At 68.1% G+C, this 18,310-nt stretch carries 17 protein-coding genes, 1 tRNA gene and 1 pseudogene; 9 read left to right on the plus strand and 10 right to left on the minus strand.

Annotated elements, in window-relative coordinates:
* Positions 1-40 precede the first annotated feature (40 nt).
* The 3 genes from purF to radA form a co-directional block, all read right to left on the minus strand.
* A complete protein-coding gene (gene purF, locus Y958_RS16960; protein ID WP_004274437.1) occupies positions 41-1,495 on the minus strand; it encodes an amidophosphoribosyltransferase in 1,455 nt (484 codons plus the stop codon).
* Positions 1,496-1,556: 61 nt separating this feature from the next.
* The gene (locus tag Y958_RS16965) at positions 1,557-2,255 is read right to left on the minus strand and encodes a CvpA family protein (protein WP_040850101.1); all 699 of its coding nucleotides are present in this window, start codon (positions 2,253-2,255) and stop codon (positions 1,557-1,559) included.
* 6 nt (positions 2,256-2,261) lie between these two features.
* Positions 2,262-3,689, minus strand: coding sequence for a DNA repair protein RadA (gene radA / locus Y958_RS16970; RefSeq protein WP_088873183.1), 1,428 nt, complete (start codon positions 3,687-3,689; stop codon positions 2,262-2,264).
* Between the two features lie 229 nt (positions 3,690-3,918).
* On the opposite strand from radA, the gene Y958_RS16975 reads away from it, so the two are divergent.
* On the plus strand, positions 3,919-5,295 hold the full coding sequence (locus Y958_RS16975; RefSeq protein WP_244909562.1) for an amidohydrolase family protein: 1,377 nt from the start codon (positions 3,919-3,921) through the stop codon (positions 5,293-5,295).
* A gap of 236 nt (positions 5,296-5,531) precedes the next feature.
* Positions 5,532-5,900 (plus strand): hypothetical protein, encoded by a 369-nt coding sequence (locus Y958_RS16980; RefSeq protein ID WP_004274439.1) that lies wholly within the window; start codon positions 5,532-5,534, stop codon positions 5,898-5,900.
* A 44-nt stretch (positions 5,901-5,944) separates the two neighbouring features.
* Here the strand turns inward: Y958_RS16980 and Y958_RS16985 are convergent, their stop codons facing one another.
* From Y958_RS16985 to cysQ, 6 genes are all read right to left on the minus strand, one after another.
* Positions 5,945-6,739 (minus strand): ABC transporter ATP-binding protein, encoded by a 795-nt coding sequence (locus Y958_RS16985; RefSeq protein WP_088873185.1) that lies wholly within the window; start codon positions 6,737-6,739, stop codon positions 5,945-5,947.
* Positions 6,736-7,506 (minus strand): MlaE family ABC transporter permease, encoded by a 771-nt coding sequence (locus Y958_RS16990; protein WP_004274441.1) that lies wholly within the window; start codon positions 7,504-7,506, stop codon positions 6,736-6,738. The genes Y958_RS16985 and Y958_RS16990 overlap by 4 nt, the downstream gene beginning before the upstream one ends.
* A gap of 56 nt (positions 7,507-7,562) precedes the next feature.
* Positions 7,563-8,723, minus strand: coding sequence for an alanine racemase (gene alr / locus Y958_RS16995; protein ID WP_244909563.1), 1,161 nt, complete (start codon positions 8,721-8,723; stop codon positions 7,563-7,565).
* Positions 8,724-8,742: 19 nt separating this feature from the next.
* Positions 8,743-10,245 carry a replicative DNA helicase gene (locus tag Y958_RS17000; protein ID WP_186291449.1) on the minus strand — a complete coding sequence of 501 codons (1,503 nt, stop codon included), beginning with the start codon at positions 10,243-10,245 and terminating at the stop codon, positions 8,743-8,745.
* Between the two features lie 153 nt (positions 10,246-10,398).
* Complete coding sequence (locus tag Y958_RS17005) at positions 10,399-11,715, minus strand: SAM-dependent methyltransferase (protein WP_088873188.1); 1,317 nt, start codon at positions 11,713-11,715, stop codon at positions 10,399-10,401.
* A 128-nt stretch (positions 11,716-11,843) separates the two neighbouring features.
* Entirely contained in the window at positions 11,844-12,644 is an 801-nt protein-coding gene (gene cysQ / locus Y958_RS17010; RefSeq protein ID WP_244909564.1) for a 3'(2'),5'-bisphosphate nucleotidase CysQ, read from the minus strand.
* Between the two features lie 249 nt (positions 12,645-12,893).
* Between cysQ and Y958_RS17015 the strand changes: the two genes are divergently transcribed.
* The 6 genes from Y958_RS17015 (at position 12,894) to Y958_RS17040 (ending at position 16,374) form a co-directional block, all read left to right on the plus strand.
* The gene (locus Y958_RS17015; RefSeq protein ID WP_186291450.1) at positions 12,894-13,451 is read left to right on the plus strand and encodes a thermonuclease family protein; all 558 of its coding nucleotides are present in this window, start codon (positions 12,894-12,896) and stop codon (positions 13,449-13,451) included.
* Positions 13,452-13,671: 220 nt separating this feature from the next.
* The gene (gene infA / locus Y958_RS17020) at positions 13,672-13,890 is read left to right on the plus strand and encodes a translation initiation factor IF-1 (protein ID WP_044559220.1); all 219 of its coding nucleotides are present in this window, start codon (positions 13,672-13,674) and stop codon (positions 13,888-13,890) included.
* A 47-nt stretch (positions 13,891-13,937) separates the two neighbouring features.
* Positions 13,938-14,534, plus strand: a complete 597-nt coding sequence (locus Y958_RS17025; RefSeq protein WP_088873191.1) for a Maf family protein — start codon at positions 13,938-13,940, stop codon at positions 14,532-14,534.
* A 13-nt stretch (positions 14,535-14,547) separates the two neighbouring features.
* Complete coding sequence (locus Y958_RS17030) at positions 14,548-15,864, plus strand: ribonuclease E/G (protein WP_088873192.1); 1,317 nt, start codon at positions 14,548-14,550, stop codon at positions 15,862-15,864.
* Positions 15,865-15,875: 11 nt separating this feature from the next.
* Positions 15,876-16,088 carry a DNA gyrase inhibitor YacG gene (locus Y958_RS17035; protein WP_088873193.1) on the plus strand — a complete coding sequence of 71 codons (213 nt, stop codon included), beginning with the start codon at positions 15,876-15,878 and terminating at the stop codon, positions 16,086-16,088.
* Positions 16,089-16,298: 210 nt separating this feature from the next.
* Positions 16,299-16,374, plus strand: a tRNA-Phe gene (locus tag Y958_RS17040).
* Positions 16,375-16,438: 64 nt separating this feature from the next.
* On the opposite strand, the gene Y958_RS17045 is transcribed toward Y958_RS17040, so the two are convergent.
* The gene (locus tag Y958_RS17045; RefSeq protein WP_211098675.1) at positions 16,439-17,575 is read right to left on the minus strand and encodes a DUF5694 domain-containing protein; all 1,137 of its coding nucleotides are present in this window, start codon (positions 17,573-17,575) and stop codon (positions 16,439-16,441) included.
* A gap of 235 nt (positions 17,576-17,810) precedes the next feature.
* On the opposite strand from Y958_RS17045, the pseudogene Y958_RS17050 reads away from it, so the two are divergent.
* A pseudogene (locus Y958_RS17050) lies at positions 17,811-18,278 on the plus strand (DUF3833 domain-containing protein).
* The last annotated feature ends 32 nt before the right edge of the window (positions 18,279-18,310 follow it).

Below are 18,310 nucleotides of genomic sequence, written 5' to 3' on the forward strand. Positions count from 1 at the left end.
GGGGGCGCTCGTTTGTGCACAGAACTATTTGGCGTGGTGCTTAGGCCCGGCGCTCCGCCAGGAAGGCGACTTCGCCACCCGGCGTGCCCTCGTAATCGGTCAGCGGGATGGGGTAGTCCCCCGTGAAGCAGGCATCGCAATACTGCGGGCCGCTGGCGTCGCGGCCGGCGTGGCCCAGCGCCTTGTACAGGCCGTCGTTGGAGATGAAGGCAAGGCTGTCGGAGCCGATATAGCGGTTCATCTCCTCGACCGACAGCTTGTGGGCCAGCAGCTTCTCCTTCTCCGGCGTGTCGATGCCGTAGAAGCAGGAATGCCGGGTGGGCGGGCTGGAGATGCGCATGTGCACCTCCTTGGCGCCGGCCGCCCGCATCATCTCCACGATCTTCACCGAGGTGGTGCCGCGCACGATGCTGTCATCCACCAGGATGACGCGCTTGCCTTGGATATAGTGGCGGTTGGCGTTGTGCTTCAGCTTCACACCCAGATGGCGGATCTTGTCGGTCGGCTGGATGAAGGTGCGGCCGACATAGTGGTTGCGGATGATGCCCAGCTCGAACGGAATGCCACTTTCCTCGGCATAGCCGATGGCCGCCGGCACGCCGCTGTCGGGCACCGGAATAATCACGTCGGCGTCCACATGGCTTTCCTGCGCCAGGTGGGCGCCAATGGCCTTGCGTACCTTGTAGACGCTGGACCCCTCGACCAGGCTGTCGGGCCGGGCGAAGTAGATGTACTCGAAAATGCAGAAGCGGCTCTTTTCCGGCTGGAAGGGGCGCAGGCTCTGCACCCCGGCGGCGGTCAGCACCACCATCTCACCCGGCTCGATGTCGCGGACGAAGTCGGCGCCGATGATGTCCAGGGCGCAGGTTTCCGATGCCAGGACCGGCGCGTCGCCCAGCATGCCCAGCACCAGCGGGCGCACGCCGCGCGGGTCGCGCACGCCGATGATCTGGTCCTTGGCCATGGCGACCAGGGAATAGGCGCCCTCGACCTGGCGCAGGGCCTCGACCATGCGGTCGATGACGCTGCCACCCCGGGCGGTCGCCATCAGGTGGACGATGACCTCGGTGTCGGTCGTGGACTGGAATAGGCAGCCACGGCGCACCAGCTGGCGGCGCAGGGTCATGGCATTGGTCAGGTTACCGTTGTGCGCCAGGCCGAAGCCGCCGAACTCGAAATCCGCGAACAGCGGCTGCACGTTGCGCAGTGCGGTGTCGCCGGTGGTGGCGTAACGCACATGGCCGATGGCGGCATTGCCCTTCAGGGGGCGCATGACCGCCTCGGAACTGAAGTTGTCGCCGACTTGGCCCAACGCGCGGTGGACGGCGAAATGCTCCCCGTCAAAGGCGACGATGCCCGCCGATTCCTGGCCGCGATGCTGCAGGGCGTGCAGGCCCAGGGCCACCAGGGCGGCTGCGTCCGTGGCGCCCAGGATACCAAAGACGCCGCATTCCTCGCGCAACTTGTCGTCGTCGAAGGGGTTCGTGGTCAGCATGAGCGGTCACCGGGCGCCTTTCGCGCGAGGTTGGTACGTTGCGGTCCGTTGTGAGGAAACCTTACTCCGGCTTCCTCTTATCGACGGAATTCTCGATCAACTGATCAAGGCCCGTGCGTTCGCGGTCGTTATAGCCCTGTTCACCCGGCTTGGCACCCGCGTTCACCGCAGGGGTGATCGCCGGGGTTTGAAGCCGTTCCAAGTCCTGCTTGGCGGCCAGGGCCCGCTCGGCTTCCATCCGGGCGGCGTCAATTCGTCCTTCACCCTCATGCCGCAGGTCGGACGGCGCAAGGGTGCGCAGCATGTCCGCCCCGGCCTCCAGCGCCGGCCGGGTGCGCGCATCACGCAGCCAGTCGGGCTTATTGTCCGGCCAGATGTAGCCCATGAGCATATAGCCCAGGCTGACCAGCACCGCGCCGCGCACCACCCCGAAGCCGAAGCCCAGCGACCGGTCGATGGCCGACAGGGCGCTGTCGCTGACCCGGCCTGCCAGGGTATGGCAGATCATCTGCAACACCAGCAAGGCCGCCACGAACAGGGTGATGATGGCGACGCCGTCGGCAATCATCTGACGCTCGATATGGGCGCGTACGAAGGGTTTGACCAGGGGAAAGGCATACAGCGTGACCAGGGCAGCCCCGACCCAGGCGCCGATCGACAACACCTCGCGCACGAAGCCGCGGGCGAAGGCCAGCAGCGCCGACAGCACGACGATGACGACGACGGCGATGTCCAGGGGGTTCAAACCGTTGATATCCATGATGCCTCAGCCCCGCCCGCCGCCGGATACGGCCTTGGGTGTGTTCTTGGGCGGTGCGCTTTTCTGCGCAGGGGCGGCCTGGAACAGGGGCAGCAGATCCGACAGGTGGTGCAACTCGATGCGGCGCATGCCGGCGTCGCCGCCCGACCCCTTACGCCGGGTGGGCACCAGCGCCGTGCCGAAGCCCAGCTTCGCCGCCTCCTTCAGCCGCGTCTCGCTCTGGCTCACCGCCCTGATTTCCCCCGACAACCCGATCTCTCCATAAACCACCGCGTCGGCCGGCACAGGCTCCCCTGTCAGGGAGGAGACCAGGGCCGCGGCCACCGCCAAATCCGCCGCCGGCTCCGTGACCTTCAGGCCGCCAGCGACGTTCAGATACACATCATTGGCGCCGATGGCGAGGCCGCAGCGCGCCTCCAGCACCGCCATCACCATGGCCAGGCGCGCCGTGTCCCAGCCCACCACCGCCCGGCGGGGCGTGCCCAGGGGCGACGGCGCCACCAGGGCCTGCACCTCCATCAGCACGGGGCGGGTGCCCTCCATCCCGGCGAAGACGGCGGTGCCGGTCACGTCGCCGCGCCGTTCCGCCAGGAAGATCTCCGACGGGTTGGCGACCTCGCGCAGGCCATCCTCCGCCATTTCGAACACGCCGATCTCGTCGGTGGCGCCGAAGCGGTTCTTCACCGCGCGCAGGATGCGGAACTGGTGCCCGCGCTCCCCCTCGAAATACAGCACCGTGTCCACCATGTGCTCCAGCACGCGGGGGCCGGCGATCTGGCCGTCCTTGGTGACATGGCCCACGATCAGCAGGGTGATGCCCCGACGCTTGGCCACCCGGATCAACTCGGAAGCGGAGGCCCGCACCTGGGCCACCGTGCCCGGCGCGCTGTCCAGCGTGTCCACATACATGGTCTGGATACTATCGATGACCGCCACGCGCGGGCCGTCGGCCGCATCCAGCGACGCCACGATGTCGCGCACGTTGGTGGCGGCTGCGAGGTTCACCGGCGCCGCCGCCAGGCCCAGGCGCAAGGCCCGCATGCGCACCTGGTCCACGGCCTCTTCGCCGGAGATATAGGCGCAGGATGTGCCCTGGGCCAGGCGGCAGATGACCTGCAGCAGCAGCGTGGACTTGCCGATGCCGGGGTCGCCGCCCACCAGCAGGGCCGAGCCGTGCACCAGGCCGCCGCCGCACACCCGGTCGAATTCCTGGATGTGGGTCATGCGGCGCGGTGCCTGCTCCGACACGCCGGACAGTTCCACGAATTCCAGCCGGCGGCCCTGCACCTTGTTGCCCAGGCCCTTGGGCGCCGCCTCGGGGGCAGCCTCCTCCACCAGGGTGTTCCAGGCGCCGCAGCCCTCGCACCGGCCGCTCCACTTGGGGTGGGCAGTGCCGCAGCTCTGGCAGACGTAGCGGTTGGTGTTTCGGGCCACGGGAAAGGGTTCCTGACGGGATGTTCTGACGGTCGCCATCATAACAGCTTGGGTGACGGAACCGCCACCCCGGCGCCGGGTATACAGCCACTAGATTTAGGGGGTAGGGGCGTGCGGGACGCACGACAGGATGGTGTGGGCGGCCATGCCGTGATGCCGCCGCGAATTGACAGCGCGTGGCCTGGCGCCCACAGTTGCCACCACCCGTTTCCTGTCTGGATGTACCGCCTTGAAGCCCCTCGCCACGCTTCTCCGCTCCGCCCTGCTGGTCTCGTCCGTACTGGTGCCGCCCATGGCGGCGGCGCAGGAGGCGCGGCCGGCGCTGGAGTCGGTGGTGATCTATCGCGGCGCCACCCTGATCGACGGCACGGGGACGGCGCCGCGTGCCGGCATGGCGGTCGTGACCAAGGGCCAGGGCATCGCCCTGGTGGCGCCCGTGGGCCAAGTGCCGGCCGAGCTGGCCCGGGGCGCCACGGTGGTGGATGCCAGCAGCCTCTACGTCCTGCCCGGCCTGATCGACACCCATGTGCATCTCGCCACCGTGCCCAACCGCAAGGCTGAGGAGGCGCTGCTGCGTCGCGCGGTCTACGGCGGCGTCACGGCGGAGCGCGACATGGCGGGCGATACCCGCGCGCTGGCCGACCTGTCGCGATCGGCGCTGCTGGGCGAAATCCCGGCGCCGGACATCTACTACGCGGCCCTGATGGCCGGCCCCAGCTTCTTCAAGGACCCGCGCACGGCGGCGTCGGCCAAGGGCGATACGCCGGGGGAGGTGCCGTGGATGCAGGCCATCACCCCGGCCACGGACCTGAAGGTGGCGGTGGCCTTGGCGCGCGGCACCGGTGCCAGTGCCATCAAGATTTACGCCAACCTGCCGGCCGACCTGGTGGCCGGCATCACGCGCGAGGCGCACGCCCAGGGCTTCCGCGTCTGGGCCCATGCCATGGTCTTCCCCGCCACCCCGGCGGAGGAGATCGAGGCCGGCGTGGATGTGCTGTCCCACGCCTGCATGCTCGCCTACCAGGCCTTGCCGGTGAAGCCGACGCAGTACCATGACCGCGCGCCGGTGGACTCGGCCCGTATCGGCAATCCCGACCCCATTCTCGCCGGGCTGTTTGACGGCATGAAGCGCCACGGCCAGGTGCTGGACGCCACCGTGCGCGTCTATGCCGAGGGCGACAAGCGCTGGGCCGGCCAGCCCAACCCGCCCGGCTCCTATTGCCCCGGTGAGCTGGCGGCCCGCATCACCGCCCAGGCGCATGCCGCCGGCGTGGCCATTTCCGCCGGCACGGATGGCGAGACGCCCGCCGCCGATGCCTATCCCGCCCTGCATGAGGAACTGGAGCTGCTGGTCCACCAGGCCGGCTTCACGCCCCTGGCCGCCATCCAGGCCGGTACGCAGATGGGTGCCCGCGCCCTGAACCTGGAGTCGCGGATGGGCACGGTGGCGGTGGGCAAGCTGGCCAACCTGGTGTTCGTCGCCAAGGACCCGACCCAGGATATCGCCAACCTGCGCAGCGTCGTCTACACGGTGAAACGCGGCCGCCGGTACAACCGTGCCGACTTCCGGCCCATCGCCCCGGATGAAGCGGGTGACGTCGACTGAACAAGTGACTCCAGGAAAGGCCGGTGCCGGCGGGCGTCCAGTATTGGGGGCACCTGTCTGCTACCTATGTAGCTAAGCTGGTTACGTTTTTGAAATTGTGACCGGTAAAATGATCATGCCGGTAAAGTTTCGGCTGTGTTACCCCTTCCGCCGTCCTCGTTTCCGGTGGCAGTGCGGAAATGTATAAAATACAGCATAAATTGAATCCTTCATCCAGGATCATCTGTGTTCTGATCATGGACGATGTCGGCGGTGAAACCATCGCCGATTACATCGAGGAAATCCTGGCCTGGAATATGGACGTCGCCACGTGGAACAGCGTGACCGACCTGCGGTTGCATGTCGGCAATGTCTCGCCGGACGCCATCCGCCGCATGGGCGCCATAATGGGGGAGGCCATGCGCGGCCGTGCCGGCGGCCGGGCGGCCGTGGTCAGCCATAACGCCGGCCTGCGCTTCCTCCTGAACCTGGCCCGTCTGTTCATCCCCGGGCACGAGCTGCGCGCCTTCAGCGACATGGCAACGGCCTATGCCTGGGCGGCGGGGCGGCAGGTCGACCTGCCCCTGGAAATGGCCGTTGCCGGCTGGGGAAGGGTGGCGGCTTAACGCCGGTTCCCTCAAGCGCGGGGCGGGCGTATCCGCGCCGGTCCTTATCCCAGCTTCACCTGCATCTGGATCGGGCCCTCGGCCCGGCCGTGGATGAACTGCTCGACGTAAGCGTTGCCGCTGTCGTCGATGGCGCTGGTGGGGCCCTGCCAGATCAGCTTGCCCTGGTACAGCATGCCGATGCGGTCGGAAATCTTGCGGGCGCTGGCCATGTCGTGGGTGATGGTCAGGGCGGTGGCGCCCAGGTCGCGCACGCACTTCACGATCAAGTCGTTGATGACGTCGGCCATGATGGGATCCAGGCCCGTCGTCGGTTCGTCGAAGAAGATGATTTCCGGCGTGGTGGCGATGGCGCGGGCCAGGCCCACGCGCTTCTGCATGCCGCCTGACAGCTCCGCCGGCGACAGGTTGGCAACATCGGGGCCCAGGCCCACGGCGGCCAGCTTTTCGATGGCGATGTCGCGCGCCTGGGACCGCTTCATGCCCTGGCCCTGGATCAGGCCGAAGGCCACGTTCTGCCAGACGGGCAGGCTGTCGAACAGCGCGCCGCCTTGGAACAGCATGCCGAACTTGGTCATCACCCGGTCCCGGGCGCGGCCGCCGATGTGGGTCGTCTCCTCCCCATCCACCTTGATGGTGCCGGCATCGGGACGCAGCAGGCCCAGGATGGATTTCAGCATCACCGACTTGCCGGTGCCCGAACCGCCGATGATGACGAAGGACTCACCCTTGGCGACGCTGAGGTCCACGCCGTCCAGTACCTTCTTCGGGCCGAAGGCCTTCTTGACGCCGATGAGTTCAATCTTGGGGGTGCCAGAGTGGGGGGATACCGTGCTCATGAGAAGAACAGCCCCGTCAGCAGATAGTTGATCATCAGGATCATGATGGACGCGGAAACCACGGCGTGCGTGGTGGCCGCACCCACGCCCTGGGCGCCGCCCTTGGAATGGTAGCCGTTGTAGCAGCCCATCAGCGCGATGATGAAACCGAAGGCGGCCGCTTTCGCCAAGCCCGAGACCACATCGATGGTCTCAAGGTATTGTGCCGTGCTGGTCAGGTAGGCCGACGGGTTGAAGCCCAGGCGGTAGATGCTGACGACATAGCCGCCGAAGACGCCGATGATGTCGGCCACCAGCACCAGGCAGGGCAGCATCAGCGTGCCCGCGAGGAGGCGGGGCGCCACCAGGTACTTGAACGGGTTGGTGGACAGGGTGGTCAGGGCATCGACCTGTTCCGTCACCCGCATGGTGCCGATCTCGGCCGCCATGGCGGCGCCCACACGGCCGGCCACCATCAGGCCCGCCATGACGGGCCCCAACTCACGGGTGATGGACAGCACCACCACGGTGGCGATGGCGCTGGAGGCGTTGAAGCGGGCGAAGCCGGTATAGCTTTGCAGCGCCAGCACCATGCCGGTGAACAGGGCCGTGAGCCCCACCACGGGCAGGCTGTTGTAGCCGATCTCCCGCATCTGCTGGACCAGCAGGCGGGGATAGAAGGGGGGACGGACGCAGTGCGACAGGCTGCGCGCCGTGAACAGGGCCAGCCGCCCGGTGGCGGCCAGGAACACCAGGGTGGCCCGGCCGATCCCGCTCAAGAACCCCATCCGCTCCGCTCCTCAGTCATATAAGGGACTTACAATGCCGAACTGCCATTGTCCCGTCACGGGTGCGCCGCAACAGGCCATGCCCCCTGATACACGCGGCAAAACCTCCGGCCAAGCCCTGTTAGGATCTCATAGCCGATGGTGCCGGCATCCGCGGCCACGTCGTCCAACGGCCGATCGGGACCGATCAGCTCGGCGAAGGCGCCGGGAACCAGGGCTTCCGGGGGGACCCGCGTCGCATCCACGCTCAGCAGATCCATGGATATGCGCCCCACCACGGGGGCGCGTACGCCGGCGATGGTGACATGCCCGGAGGAGCCCAGGGCCCGGCAGTAGCCGTCGGCGTAACCCACCGCGATGGTGGCCAGGCGCGCCGGCGCCGTGGTGCGATATGTCGCGCCATAACCCACCGTGGCCCCGGCCGGCACCTCCCGCACCTGCAGGATGCGGCCCAGCAGGCGCAGCGCCGGCGCCATGGGGTTGGGTGCCTCCGGCGTCGGGTTCACGCCGTACAGCGCTGCCCCCGGCCGGACTAGGTCGTGCAGCAGCGCCGGCTCCCGGAAGATGCCGGAGGAGGCGGCCAGGCTGGCCGGCGCCCGGGGCAGTCGGGCCAGGTGCGCCCGGAGGCGGGCGTCCTGCTCGGCGGCGAGGCCGTCGCCGGCCACGTCGGCGCTGGCCAGGTGGCTCATCCACCCCGCCAGCGTGAGGCCGGTCAGCAGGGCGGGCTCCGCGGCCAGATGCCGCGCGTCGCGGTCGTCCAGGCCCAGGCGGTTCATGCCCGTGTCGATATGGATGAAGGCGGGCAGGGCGCGGCCAAGCTCCACCGCCGTGGCCCGCCAGCGGGCGATGTCGTCCAGGCTGTTCAGGACGGGCGTCAGGCCCAGGGCTGCCATCTCCCGCTCCGTGCCCGCCGTGGGGCCGTGCAGGACCAGGACGCGCGCGCCGGAGAAGGTGCCAGGGGACAACACCGCGCGCAGGGCGGCGGCCTCCTCCAGATCGGCGACGAAAAAGCTGCGGCAGCCGGCCTCGGCCAGGGCCGTGGCCACCGGCACGGCACCCAGGCCATAGCCGTCGGCCTTGACCACGCCGGCGCATTCGACCGCGCGGCCGGTCCGCTGGGCATGGTCGCGCAGGACGCGCCAGTTGCCCGCAATGGCATCCAGGTCGATGGCCAGGACGGCACCGGCGCCGACCGGCACCTGGCTCGGGAAATCCACGGACGACACCCCCGGCTCCTCAGTAATCGTCGCCGGCACCGGCCAGGGCGTGGTGGGTGTCGAGGTCGGAGAAGCGGGTGAACTCGCCATGGAAGTGCAGGCGCACGGTGCCCACCGGGCCGTGACGCTGCTTGGCGATGATGGCCTCGGCCGTATCGTGCACCTCTTCCAGGCGCTGCTGCCAGCGCTGGTAGCGGTCGTTGAACTTGTCCTCCGCCTCCTCCGGACGGCGCGATGGCTCAGCACGCTCCAGATAGTACTGCTCGCGGTAGACGAACATGACCACGTCGGCGTCCTGCTCGATGGAGCCCGACTCGCGCAGGTCTGACAGCTGCGGGCGCTTGTCCTCGCGGTTTTCCACCTGGCGCGACAGCTGCGACAGCGCGATCACCGGCAGGTCCAGCTCCTTGGCGATGGCCTTCAGGCCACGCGTGATCTCGGAGATTTCCTGCACGCGGTTGTCGGTCTTGTTGATCCCGCCGCCGCGCAGCAGCTGCAGGTAGTCCACCACGATCATGCCCAGGCCATGGGTGCGCTTCAGGCGGCGGGCGCGCGTGCGCACGGCGGTGATGGACAGGGCCGGCGTGTCGTCCACGAAGAACGGCACCTTGGAGATGTAGTTGCTGGCCTCGATGAAGCGGGGAAAGTCGCTGCCGTGGATTTCGCCGCGGCGGATCTTGTCGCCGCTGACCTCGGCCTCATCGGCCAGGATACGGGTGGCCAGCTGTTCCGCCGACATTTCCAGCGAGAAGAAGCCGACCGGCGCCCCCTCCTTGCCGCTGCTCTTCATATGGGCGCGGGCGGCGTTGAAGGCGATGTTGGTGGCCAGCGCCGTCTTACCCATCGAGGGGCGGCCGGCCAGGATGATGAGATCCGAGGGGTGCAGGCCGCCCAGCTTGCCGTCCAGGTCGCGCAGCCCCGTGGTGACGCCGGTGACGTGGCTGGACCGCTTGTAGGCCGCCTCCGCCATCTCGATCGCTGCCTTCAGCGACCGTTCGAAGGGGATGAATCCCCCCTGCGCGTCGCCGGTGGAGGCGAGGTCGAACAGCTTCTTCTCCGCCTCCTCGATCTGGTCCGTGGCAACCACGTCCAGGTCGTGCTTGTAGGCGGCGTTGACCATGTCCTCGCCCACGTCGATCAGCTGCCGGCGCAGGTAGGCGTCATGGATGATGCGGCCGTAATCCTCGGCGTTGCTGACGGTGACGACGCCGGCGGCCAGGCGGGCCAGGTACTCGGTGCCGCCGATCTCCTTCAGGTCCGCGTCCTGCTCGAAATAGGCCTTCAGCGTCAGCGGGCTGGCGATCTGCCCCCGTTCCACCAGCTTGGCGATGGCGGCGAAGACGCGGCCGTTGGCGGGGTCGAAGAAGTGCTCCGGCCGCAGGAACTCGGCCACCTTCTCCAGCGCCTTGTTGTTGACCAGGGCGGCGCCCAGCAGCGCCTGTTCCGCCTCCAGGTTATGGGGCGGCGTGCGATAGGGCAACGCGCCGGTGGGGGCGGTGGGGTCGGTCAACTTGGTGTCCATGGGCATCAGTGTAGCAGCGGGGGAGGCATGGCATAGCCGGCCGCCGTGCGCACGGCAAGTGCAACATGCGGATGGATTTTGTCCACAGGGGGATAATCATGGGGATAAGAGCGGAAAAGGGGTGCCAATCCCGCCCTTAAACCCTGATTTTCCTTATTCCGCCACCATCGCCGGAGTATGGGCGCGCGGTGCCATGGCTTCCTCGGCCTTGTGGATATAATCCCGGGTGAGGGGCACGGCGGCCAGGGCGTTGGACAGCTGGATCTGGAAGACCATATGCCCCTGGTAGCGGAAGGCGCATTCCGATCCCGCCAGGTAGAATTCCCACATGCGCACGAAACGCTCGTCATACAGCGCGGCCGCTTCATCCGCCTTGGCCAGGAAGCGGTGGCGCCAGGCACGCAGGGTCTCGGCGTAATGCAGGCGCAGGATTTCGATGTCGGTGGTGACGATGCGCGCCTTTTCCACCGCCGGCATGACCTCCGACAGGGCCGGGACATAGCCGCCAGGGAAGATGTACTTGCGGATCCAGGGGTTGGTGGCGCCCGGCCCGTCCAGGCGGCCGATGGAATGGATAAGGGCCACCCCCTCCGGCGTCATCAGGTCGCGCACCGCGGCGAAATATTCGGGATAGTGGGGCAGGCCCACATGCTCGAACATGCCCACCGAGACGATGCGGTCGAAATGGCCGGCGTAGCCTTGGCCTTTCAGGTGGCGATAGTCCACCAGCTCGAACCTCACCCGGTCGTTAACGCCTTCGTCGATGGCGCGCTGGCGGGCGACGGCCAGTTGCTCCTCCGACAGGGTGATGCCCATTATGCGTGCGCCCGGCGCCTGGCGGGCGATCTCCAGCGCCATCCCGCCCCAGCCGCAGCCGATGTCCAGCACCTTCATGCTGGGCTCCAGCCGCAGCTTGGCGATGATGTGCCGCTTCTTCAGGCTCTGCGCCTCCTCCAGCGTCGTCTCCGGCGTGGGGAAGTAGGCGCAGGAATATTGGCGGTCGCTGTCCAGGAATAGTGAGTAGAGCTTGCCGGACAGGTCGTAATGGTGGGCCACGTTGGCCTTGGACCGTTGCGCCGGGTTGAACTGCTGGGCGTACCGCGTCAGTGTCTCGATGGGGCCCATCAGGTGATCGGACCAGCCGATATGCTGCCAGCCGCTGTTGCGGGTGACCAGCGCCAGCAGGTCATAGATGTTGCCTTCCTCCATCACCAGCGTGCCGTCCATATAGGCCTCGCCGGCGTACAGGCGTGGCGCCAGCGCCAGCTTCCAATGCAGGCTGGGATCGGTCACGCGCACGGTGACGGGGCCGTAGCTGGCGGGGCCGCCGTCGGCGATGCCGCCGGGGCTGATTCCGCCCGGCAGGGCGTCGGGGTCGCGCCGGCCGAATTCGTAGCGGCGGCCGTGGGCGTCGATCAGTGTCAGATGGCCGGTCTTGATCAGGGACCGGAACAGGCTGGCCAAGAGCATGCCGAAGGCTCCCTCGTCTCAAATCACCTGCATATCAAAGACATGTAGGTAGTTTGCGAGCGGGTGGCCAGGGGGTCTATTAGCTCTAAGGTTTACTCAAAAGGGCAGGGTTCGCCTGTGCCTCGGCCTTATTTCCCGTGGGCGATGAAGGGGCCGTTACGGAAGCCGGCCTTGCCGTAGCGGAATGGATCGCCTTCCGGCGTGGTCATGCCGCCGCCGGCGGCCAGCAGCACGGCGTGGCCGGCGGCCGTGTCCCATTCGCAGGTCGGTCCGAAGCGGGGATAGAGGTCGGCCACGCCCTCGGCGATGCGGCAGAACTTGACGGAACTGCCGCAGGCCAGGGTCTCGGCCACCGAATAGGCCTTGAGATAGGCCGCCAGCGCCTCGTCATTGGCGTGGGAGCGGGAGGAGACGACGGTGACGCCGGCGCGCGGCTGCGGGCGGCAGGTGATGGTTTCCCGCTCCCCGCCCGCGCGCTGGCGCCATGCCAGGGGCTTGGGTGCCAGCGAACCCGCGAACAGCTCGCCGCTGGCCGGGGCGTAGACCACACCCAGCACGGGCTGGCCCTTGTCGACCAGGGCGATGTTCACCGTGAACTCGCCATTGCGCTTGATGAATTCCTTGGTGCCGTCCAGCGGGTCCACCAGCCAGAAGGGCTGGCGGGCCGCCACGGCTGGAATCTCGCCCCGCTCCGCCGCTTCTTCCGACACCGCTGGGATGGCGGGCGTCAGGCGCGCCAGGCCGGGCAGGATGACCGCCTCGGCGGCGTGGTCGGCCAGGGTGACGGGGCTGCCGTCCGACTTGGCGGTGGCGCCGTGGTCGCCCTCATAGAAGGGAAGGGTGGCGTGCCCCGCCTCGACCGCCAGCGCCGCGATGTCATCCAGAAGGGCGACAAGGTCCATTCGGGCGAGGACGGGGGCGGTGGTCATGGGGCCAAGCCTATCTCTGTAGTGTCGCGGGGGATGATCGGGGAGGGGAATAGTGCATCGGCGCCCTGCTCAGCAACAGTCCAAACCCGAACGCCCACGCGCGGCTCTCATGCGCGCGGCTGTCCAATTTTAAACCGCATTCTAAGGGTAGGGCTATTGGGCGGCGTCAACCGCGCCGCGAATCCGCGCGATTGGGTGGCAGCGGGCGGCGATGGCGGGTGGGCGGCGGCGGGTGCTAGACTGGCGCCCATGAGACTGACGCTTCCCCTCCTCATCGCCGTCCTCACCGTGTCCGCCGACGCCCTGGCCGCCCCACCGCCCCCTGTCGGGGGGGGCGGCGATGTCATCGAGGGGCATGCCCAGGCGACCGAGGGGGACACCCTGTTGGTCGATGGGGGGGAGATCAGGCTGTACGGTATCGACGCGCCCGACCCCGGCCAAACCTGCCAGAACCGACGCGGCGCCACTTACGACTGTTTCGCCCAGGCGACCAAGGAATTGCAGGCCGTTGTCCAGGACAAGATCGTCCGCTGCACCACCAAGGAAAGCCCGCCCAAGCAGCGGCGCTTGGCCGTGTGCACGGTGGAGGGGCGGGACGTCGCCGGCATCATGGTGCGGGCCGGCTGGGCGCTGGCCTACACCGCCCTGACGCCGGACTATTACAACACCCAGGTCCTGGCCATGAGCCACCGCGCCGGCATGTGGGGCGGGCGGGTGGAGCCGCCCTGGCTGTGGCGCGACCGGCAGGCGACGCTGGAGGCCGATGCCACCGGCAAGCCCAGGAAAAAGCCCTCGGGCCAGCCGTGAGGCCGGCCTGAAGATACCGGCGGCCTGCAATCCGCCGGGATGCCACCTACGTGATTGAGGGGGGGGCGGTAGGGGGCCAGAGCCACAGTGCCGCGCAAAGACACGGGCGCACCCCTGCTGACGCCTGGAAAACACTTGACCGCGACCGCCGGGGCCATCACCTATGTCGCCGAAATTGCGCGTATCCCGCAGTCCACCCGTTTTTTCCTGAAAGGAAGTTATGTCGAAGGAGGATTTGATCGAGTTTTCCGGCACGGTGACCGAACTGCTGCCGAACGCGATGTTCCGCGTCAAGCTCGATAACGAACACGAAGTGCTGGCCCACACCTCCGGCAAGATGCGCAAGAATCGCATCCGCGTGCTGGCGGGTGACCGGGTCAACGTCGAAATGACGCCCTACGACCTGACCAAGGGCCGCATCACCTTCCGCTTCAAGTAAGCGGACGGTCGCCCATGGTGCGCGTGCAAGCGGACGGGACGGGGCGGATGCCACGACAGCTCCCGCCGCTGGTGCTGGCGTCCAGTTCCCCGCGCCGTCGGGAACTGCTGGCCCAGATCGGGGTGACGCCGGCCGGCATCGACCCGGCCGACATCGACGAAAGCCCGCTGGTGGATGAGCTGCCGGCCCATCACGCCCTGCGCCTGGCCAAGGCCAAGGCGGAGGTGGTGGCCGCCCGTAGCGCGGGGTCGGTCGTCCTCGCCGCCGACACGGTGGTGGGTTGCGGCCGCCGTATCCTGCCCAAGGCGGAAAGCGCCGACGACGTGCGCCGCTGCCTGGATCTGCTGTCCGGCCGCCGCCATCGCGTCTATGGTGGCCTGTGCGTCATCGACGCGGCGGGTAAGGTCCGCACCCGGCTGGTGCAGACCGCCGTGCTGTTCAAGAAACTGAGCCGCGCCGAGATCGACGCCTATCTCGCCTGTGGCGAGGGCGTGGGCAAGGCCGGGGGCTATGCCATCCAGGGACGCGCCGCACTCTTCGCGCGCGGGCTGGTCGGTTCCCACAGCAATGTCGTGGGCCTATCCCTGTTCGAGACGGCGGCCCTGTTGCGTGCCGCCGGCATCGATCCGCTCTTGGCCGCGTGACGGGCCGGCCCTGATGGCCCGCGAACTCCATATCGACGTGACATCGCCGGCGCAGGGGCCCGCCCTGCGCCGCGCCGCCGTGCTGACCGACGGCGTGTTGTCGGATCTCTACATCGACCGGGTGGAGCGGCCCACCCTGGCCGGCGCCGTGATTCGCGGCCGTGTCACCCGTATCGTTGCCGGCATGAACGCCGCCTTCGTCGACATCGGCACCGGCCGCGACGGTCTGTTGCCCGCCGCCGACGTGCGCGTGCCCCAGGGGCGTGATAAGGGCGCCCCCAAGGATCGTCCGGCCGCGCGGCCCCAGGGCCCCATCGGCACGGCCTTGCGGGCCGGGCAGACCATCATCGTCCAGGTCAAGGCCGACCCCGTGGGCGCCAAGGGCGCGTTGCTGTCCATGGACGTGGCGCTGCCCGGCCGTTTCCTGGTGCACACGCCGCTGGCGGCCGGCATCCACGTGTCCAAGCGCCTGGGGCAGGGGGCCAGCGCCGCGGCGGAGCGTGCGCGCCTCACCACCGTGGTGCGCGACGCCGTGCCCATCAGCAGCCAGGGTCGGGCCGGTGGCTGGGCAGGTGGCTGGATCGTGCGCGCCGCTGCCGCCGCCGTGCCCGCCGATTGGCTGGCGCAGGAGGCGGAGGCCTTGGCGATGGACTGGCGCGGCGTGGCGCGGGCCGGCAACGGACCGCCGGCCACGCTATTGGCTGCACCCCATGCCGGCGTCCGCGCCCTGATGGAACAGACGGGACAGCCTGTATCGGCCATCCTGGTGGATGACCGCGCCGCCAACGGCCAGGACCTGTATGCGGAGCTGCGCCGCTGGTGCGACGACCGCGCCACCGACCTGCTGCCAACGCTGAAACGCGTCCCCACCGGCCTGCCGCTGTTCGATGGCGGGGACCTGGACGGCGCCATCGCCACCTTGCTGCGTCCGCGCGTCCCCTTGCGGGGAGCCGCCGCCGGCAGCCTGGTCATCGAGCGGACCGAGGCGCTGACCGTCATCGACGTGAACGGCGGTGAGAAGGGCGACCCCCTGGCCGTCAACCTGGCGGCGGTGCCGGAAATCGCCCGCCAGCTGCGTCTGCGCAATGTGGGCGGCATCGTGGTGGTGGACTTCATCAACCTGTCGCGGCCGCCGGACCGCGAACGGCTGATCCTCGCCCTGACCGGGGCGGTGGCGGACGATCCCGGCAATACCCAGGTCTATGGCATGTCCCGCCTGGGCCTGGTCGAGATGACGCGCCAGCGCCGGGGACCATCCCTGCTGGACCTTGTGGCGGCTGACGCGCCGGCCCCGGGCGTTTTGTCCGACGATGATGACGCCGTGATGTGAGTGATGTTGCCATGACCGACCAACCGATTCCCCTGAAGCCCCGCAAGTCCCGCGCGGCCTGCCCCATCTGCGGCCGGCCGCCGGCACCCGAGGCGAAGCCCTTCTGTTCCCCCCGTTGCGCCGACGTCGACCTGGGACGCTGGCTGAACGAAAGCTACCGCGTGCCCGTGACCGAGGAGACGGACGAGGATGGCGAGACCGCCCCAGGAGTGGAGCGGGACTGAGTCCCGGCACCCCGTCATATCCCTAAATTTGCGAGTAAAATCAGCCATCTAAAAAAAATCTGAAAAAGATCGAAACAACAGGCTGGACAAGCCCGCCGGACTTGTCTACATACAGCCACCTCGACGCGCCGCGGACGCCAACGCCACGGCAACGGGTCACAAAAACCCACGCGAGATCAGGGACTTAGCGCCTGCTACGTTCCTCTGGATGCCCAGGTAGCTCAGTTGGTAGAGCAGGGGACTGAAAATCCCCGTGTCGGTGGTTCGATTCCGCCCCTGGGCACCATTTTCTTCCAATAGAATCAGCAGTTTGTTTGGCTTGGCTGGCGTGTTTCGCTTTTTGTCATCGCTTACCGCAGCACGCCGTTTGAATCCGCCAGGCGCACGTCGTGCATCTGGTCCAGATAGGCCTCGTAGTAGCCTTTGTGGGAAGCGCCGACGATGGCCAGCAGGCGCGTGCCCGGATGCTGGCCCAGCACGTCGCGGATGTTCGCGACCATGCGCAGATTGCGCGTCTCCCAATAACCGACATAGCCTCTGCCGAAGGCTTGTGGTGACGGCTCCATGAGAGCGGCGCCGAAGTCGGACTGGTAGGTCAGCAGCGGGACCGTCGGCGCATTGTACGCCCGGTACATCTTCAGCAGCCCGTCGGGTAGGGACAGGTCGGCTTCCAGCCGCTTGTCCGCGGCCTCGCGGGCCTTGGTGGCGGGATTGTCCCAGGCCTTGGTGATCGCGGCCGCGTAGGCGTCGCGGTCGGCCGGGTCGGGCGTGTCGGCGGTGTGATCGTCGACGCTCCACACCCGTTCCAGCCCCAGCCGTGCCGCCAGCGGGGCGGCGACCAGATAGGTCTCGTTGCGCCGGCTCTTCAGCGTGTCCAGCTTGGCGGCCAGCTCGCTGGTCACGCCGTCCCCCTCCCGCCGCTCACCCGGCTCAAGGCGCAGCCATTGCACCAGGGCGGAGGCCGGTTCCCCCGCCGCCAGGAAGATGGCCGCCAGGTGACGGCGATCGGCGGGGGTGGGCGCGGCCGGCCAAGCCGCAAGCAGGCGTTCGGCCTCGGCGGTCGCCGCAGGCACGTCCAGTCCCGTGGCCTGCCCGGCGGCCGTCAGGTCGGGGCAATAATCCTGGACGGTCGATGCGTAACGGGCCGGATAGCGGCGCAGGCTGTCACATTGAAGGCCCGAGAGGCTTTCGGTGGCAATGGCGGTGGGATGCCAAGCCGCGAGGCGGGTCAGCAACGGTTCCAGCATGTCCGGTCGCGGATCGGCCTTGAACCCTGACAAATGCGGGCTACCCAAGACCAGCACCTCGTTGGCCTTGCCTGGTGGCGGCCCCTTCAATCGGTCGGGCTTGAACGACGGGTGGTAATCCGTTGCAGCGGTCCCGGCGTTCGCCGGGACGGCCCCGGCATATGTCAGGGCGCTGAGAAACAGGGCCAAGCCCAGGCGGGCTGACCCCAGGCGGGTTGACCGGTAACGGACGCGTTTCATGGACCCCCCAAAAGACTGTGCGTCAACGCGGTGATCATCCTGATCTCCACGGTCCCGCGAAAGGGCCGCTTCGCCGCCCGTCGCCCGGTCCGCCTATGATCCGCCGCACGTCCAACACCGTATCGTTCGGTGCCGGGGACAACGGGCCCTGGGGCACGGCTGGAAAGGGCTTGAGATGTGGAGACGGATTTGCGCCGCGCTGCTGTGCGTTCCGCTGCTCACCAGCTGCGCCGGGATGGCGCCCAAGGATTTCGCGGGCGGCACGCCCCCGTTGGTCTTGGAGGATTATTTCACCGGCCATACCAAGGCCTGGGGATTGTTCGAGGATCGTTTCGGCAAGGTGCGCCGCCAATTCACCGTCGACATCGACGGCACCCGGCAGGATGGCGCCCTGATCCTTCACGAACGTTTCCTGTACAACGACGGCGAACGGGAGGAGCGGACCTGGACGGTGCGTCGGGTAGCGCCAGATCGCTATGAGGGGACGGCCGGCGACGTCGTGGGCGTGGCGCGTGGCGTGGCGTCGGGCAACGCCTTCAACTGGGCCTACCGCCTTGACCTCAAGGTCGGCGACGGCACCATGCGCGTCGCCTTCGATGACTAGATGTTCCTGCAGCCCGGCGGCGTCCTGCTGAACCGGGCCCACGTCACCAAATGGGGCATCGAAATCGGGTCGGTCAGCATCTTCTTCCAAAAGGAATAAAGGCGAAGGACCGGGGCCAGGCCGGGCGCGGC

It is taken from the genome of Nitrospirillum viridazoti CBAmc, from assembly GCF_000730165.1.
In the GTDB taxonomy this organism is placed as follows: Bacteria; Pseudomonadota; Alphaproteobacteria; order Azospirillales; family Azospirillaceae; genus Nitrospirillum; species Nitrospirillum viridazoti.

Bases quoted from the DNA above. Each gene is read 5' to 3' on its own strand.
- purF (WP_004274437.1), bottom strand. From the start codon at position 1,495: ATGCTGACCACGAACCCCTTCGACGACGACAAGTTGCGCGAGGAATGC.
- Y958_RS16965 (WP_040850101.1), bottom strand. From the start codon at position 2,255: ATGGATATCAACGGTTTGAACCCCCTGGACATCGCCGTCGTCGTCATC.
- Y958_RS16980 (WP_004274439.1), top strand. From the start codon at position 5,532: ATGGACGATGTCGGCGGTGAAACCATCGCCGATTACATCGAGGAAATC.
- Y958_RS16985 (WP_088873185.1), bottom strand. From the start codon at position 6,739: ATGAGCACGGTATCCCCCCACTCTGGCACCCCCAAGATTGAACTCATC.
- Y958_RS16990 (WP_004274441.1), bottom strand. From the start codon at position 7,506: ATGGGGTTCTTGAGCGGGATCGGCCGGGCCACCCTGGTGTTCCTGGCC.
- Y958_RS17000 (WP_186291449.1), bottom strand. From the start codon at position 10,245: ATGGACACCAAGTTGACCGACCCCACCGCCCCCACCGGCGCGTTGCCC.
- Y958_RS17005 (WP_088873188.1), bottom strand. From the start codon at position 11,715: ATGCTCTTGGCCAGCCTGTTCCGGTCCCTGATCAAGACCGGCCATCTG.
- cysQ (WP_244909564.1), bottom strand. From the start codon at position 12,644: ATGACCACCGCCCCCGTCCTCGCCCGAATGGACCTTGTCGCCCTTCTG.
- Y958_RS17015 (WP_186291450.1), top strand. From the start codon at position 12,894: ATGAGACTGACGCTTCCCCTCCTCATCGCCGTCCTCACCGTGTCCGCC.
- infA (WP_044559220.1), top strand. From the start codon at position 13,672: ATGTCGAAGGAGGATTTGATCGAGTTTTCCGGCACGGTGACCGAACTG.
- Y958_RS17025 (WP_088873191.1), top strand. From the start codon at position 13,938: ATGCCACGACAGCTCCCGCCGCTGGTGCTGGCGTCCAGTTCCCCGCGC.
- Y958_RS17030 (WP_088873192.1), top strand. From the start codon at position 14,548: ATGGCCCGCGAACTCCATATCGACGTGACATCGCCGGCGCAGGGGCCC.
- Y958_RS17035 (WP_088873193.1), top strand. From the start codon at position 15,876: ATGACCGACCAACCGATTCCCCTGAAGCCCCGCAAGTCCCGCGCGGCC.
- Y958_RS17045 (WP_211098675.1), bottom strand. From the start codon at position 17,575: ATGAAACGCGTCCGTTACCGGTCAACCCGCCTGGGGTCAGCCCGCCTG.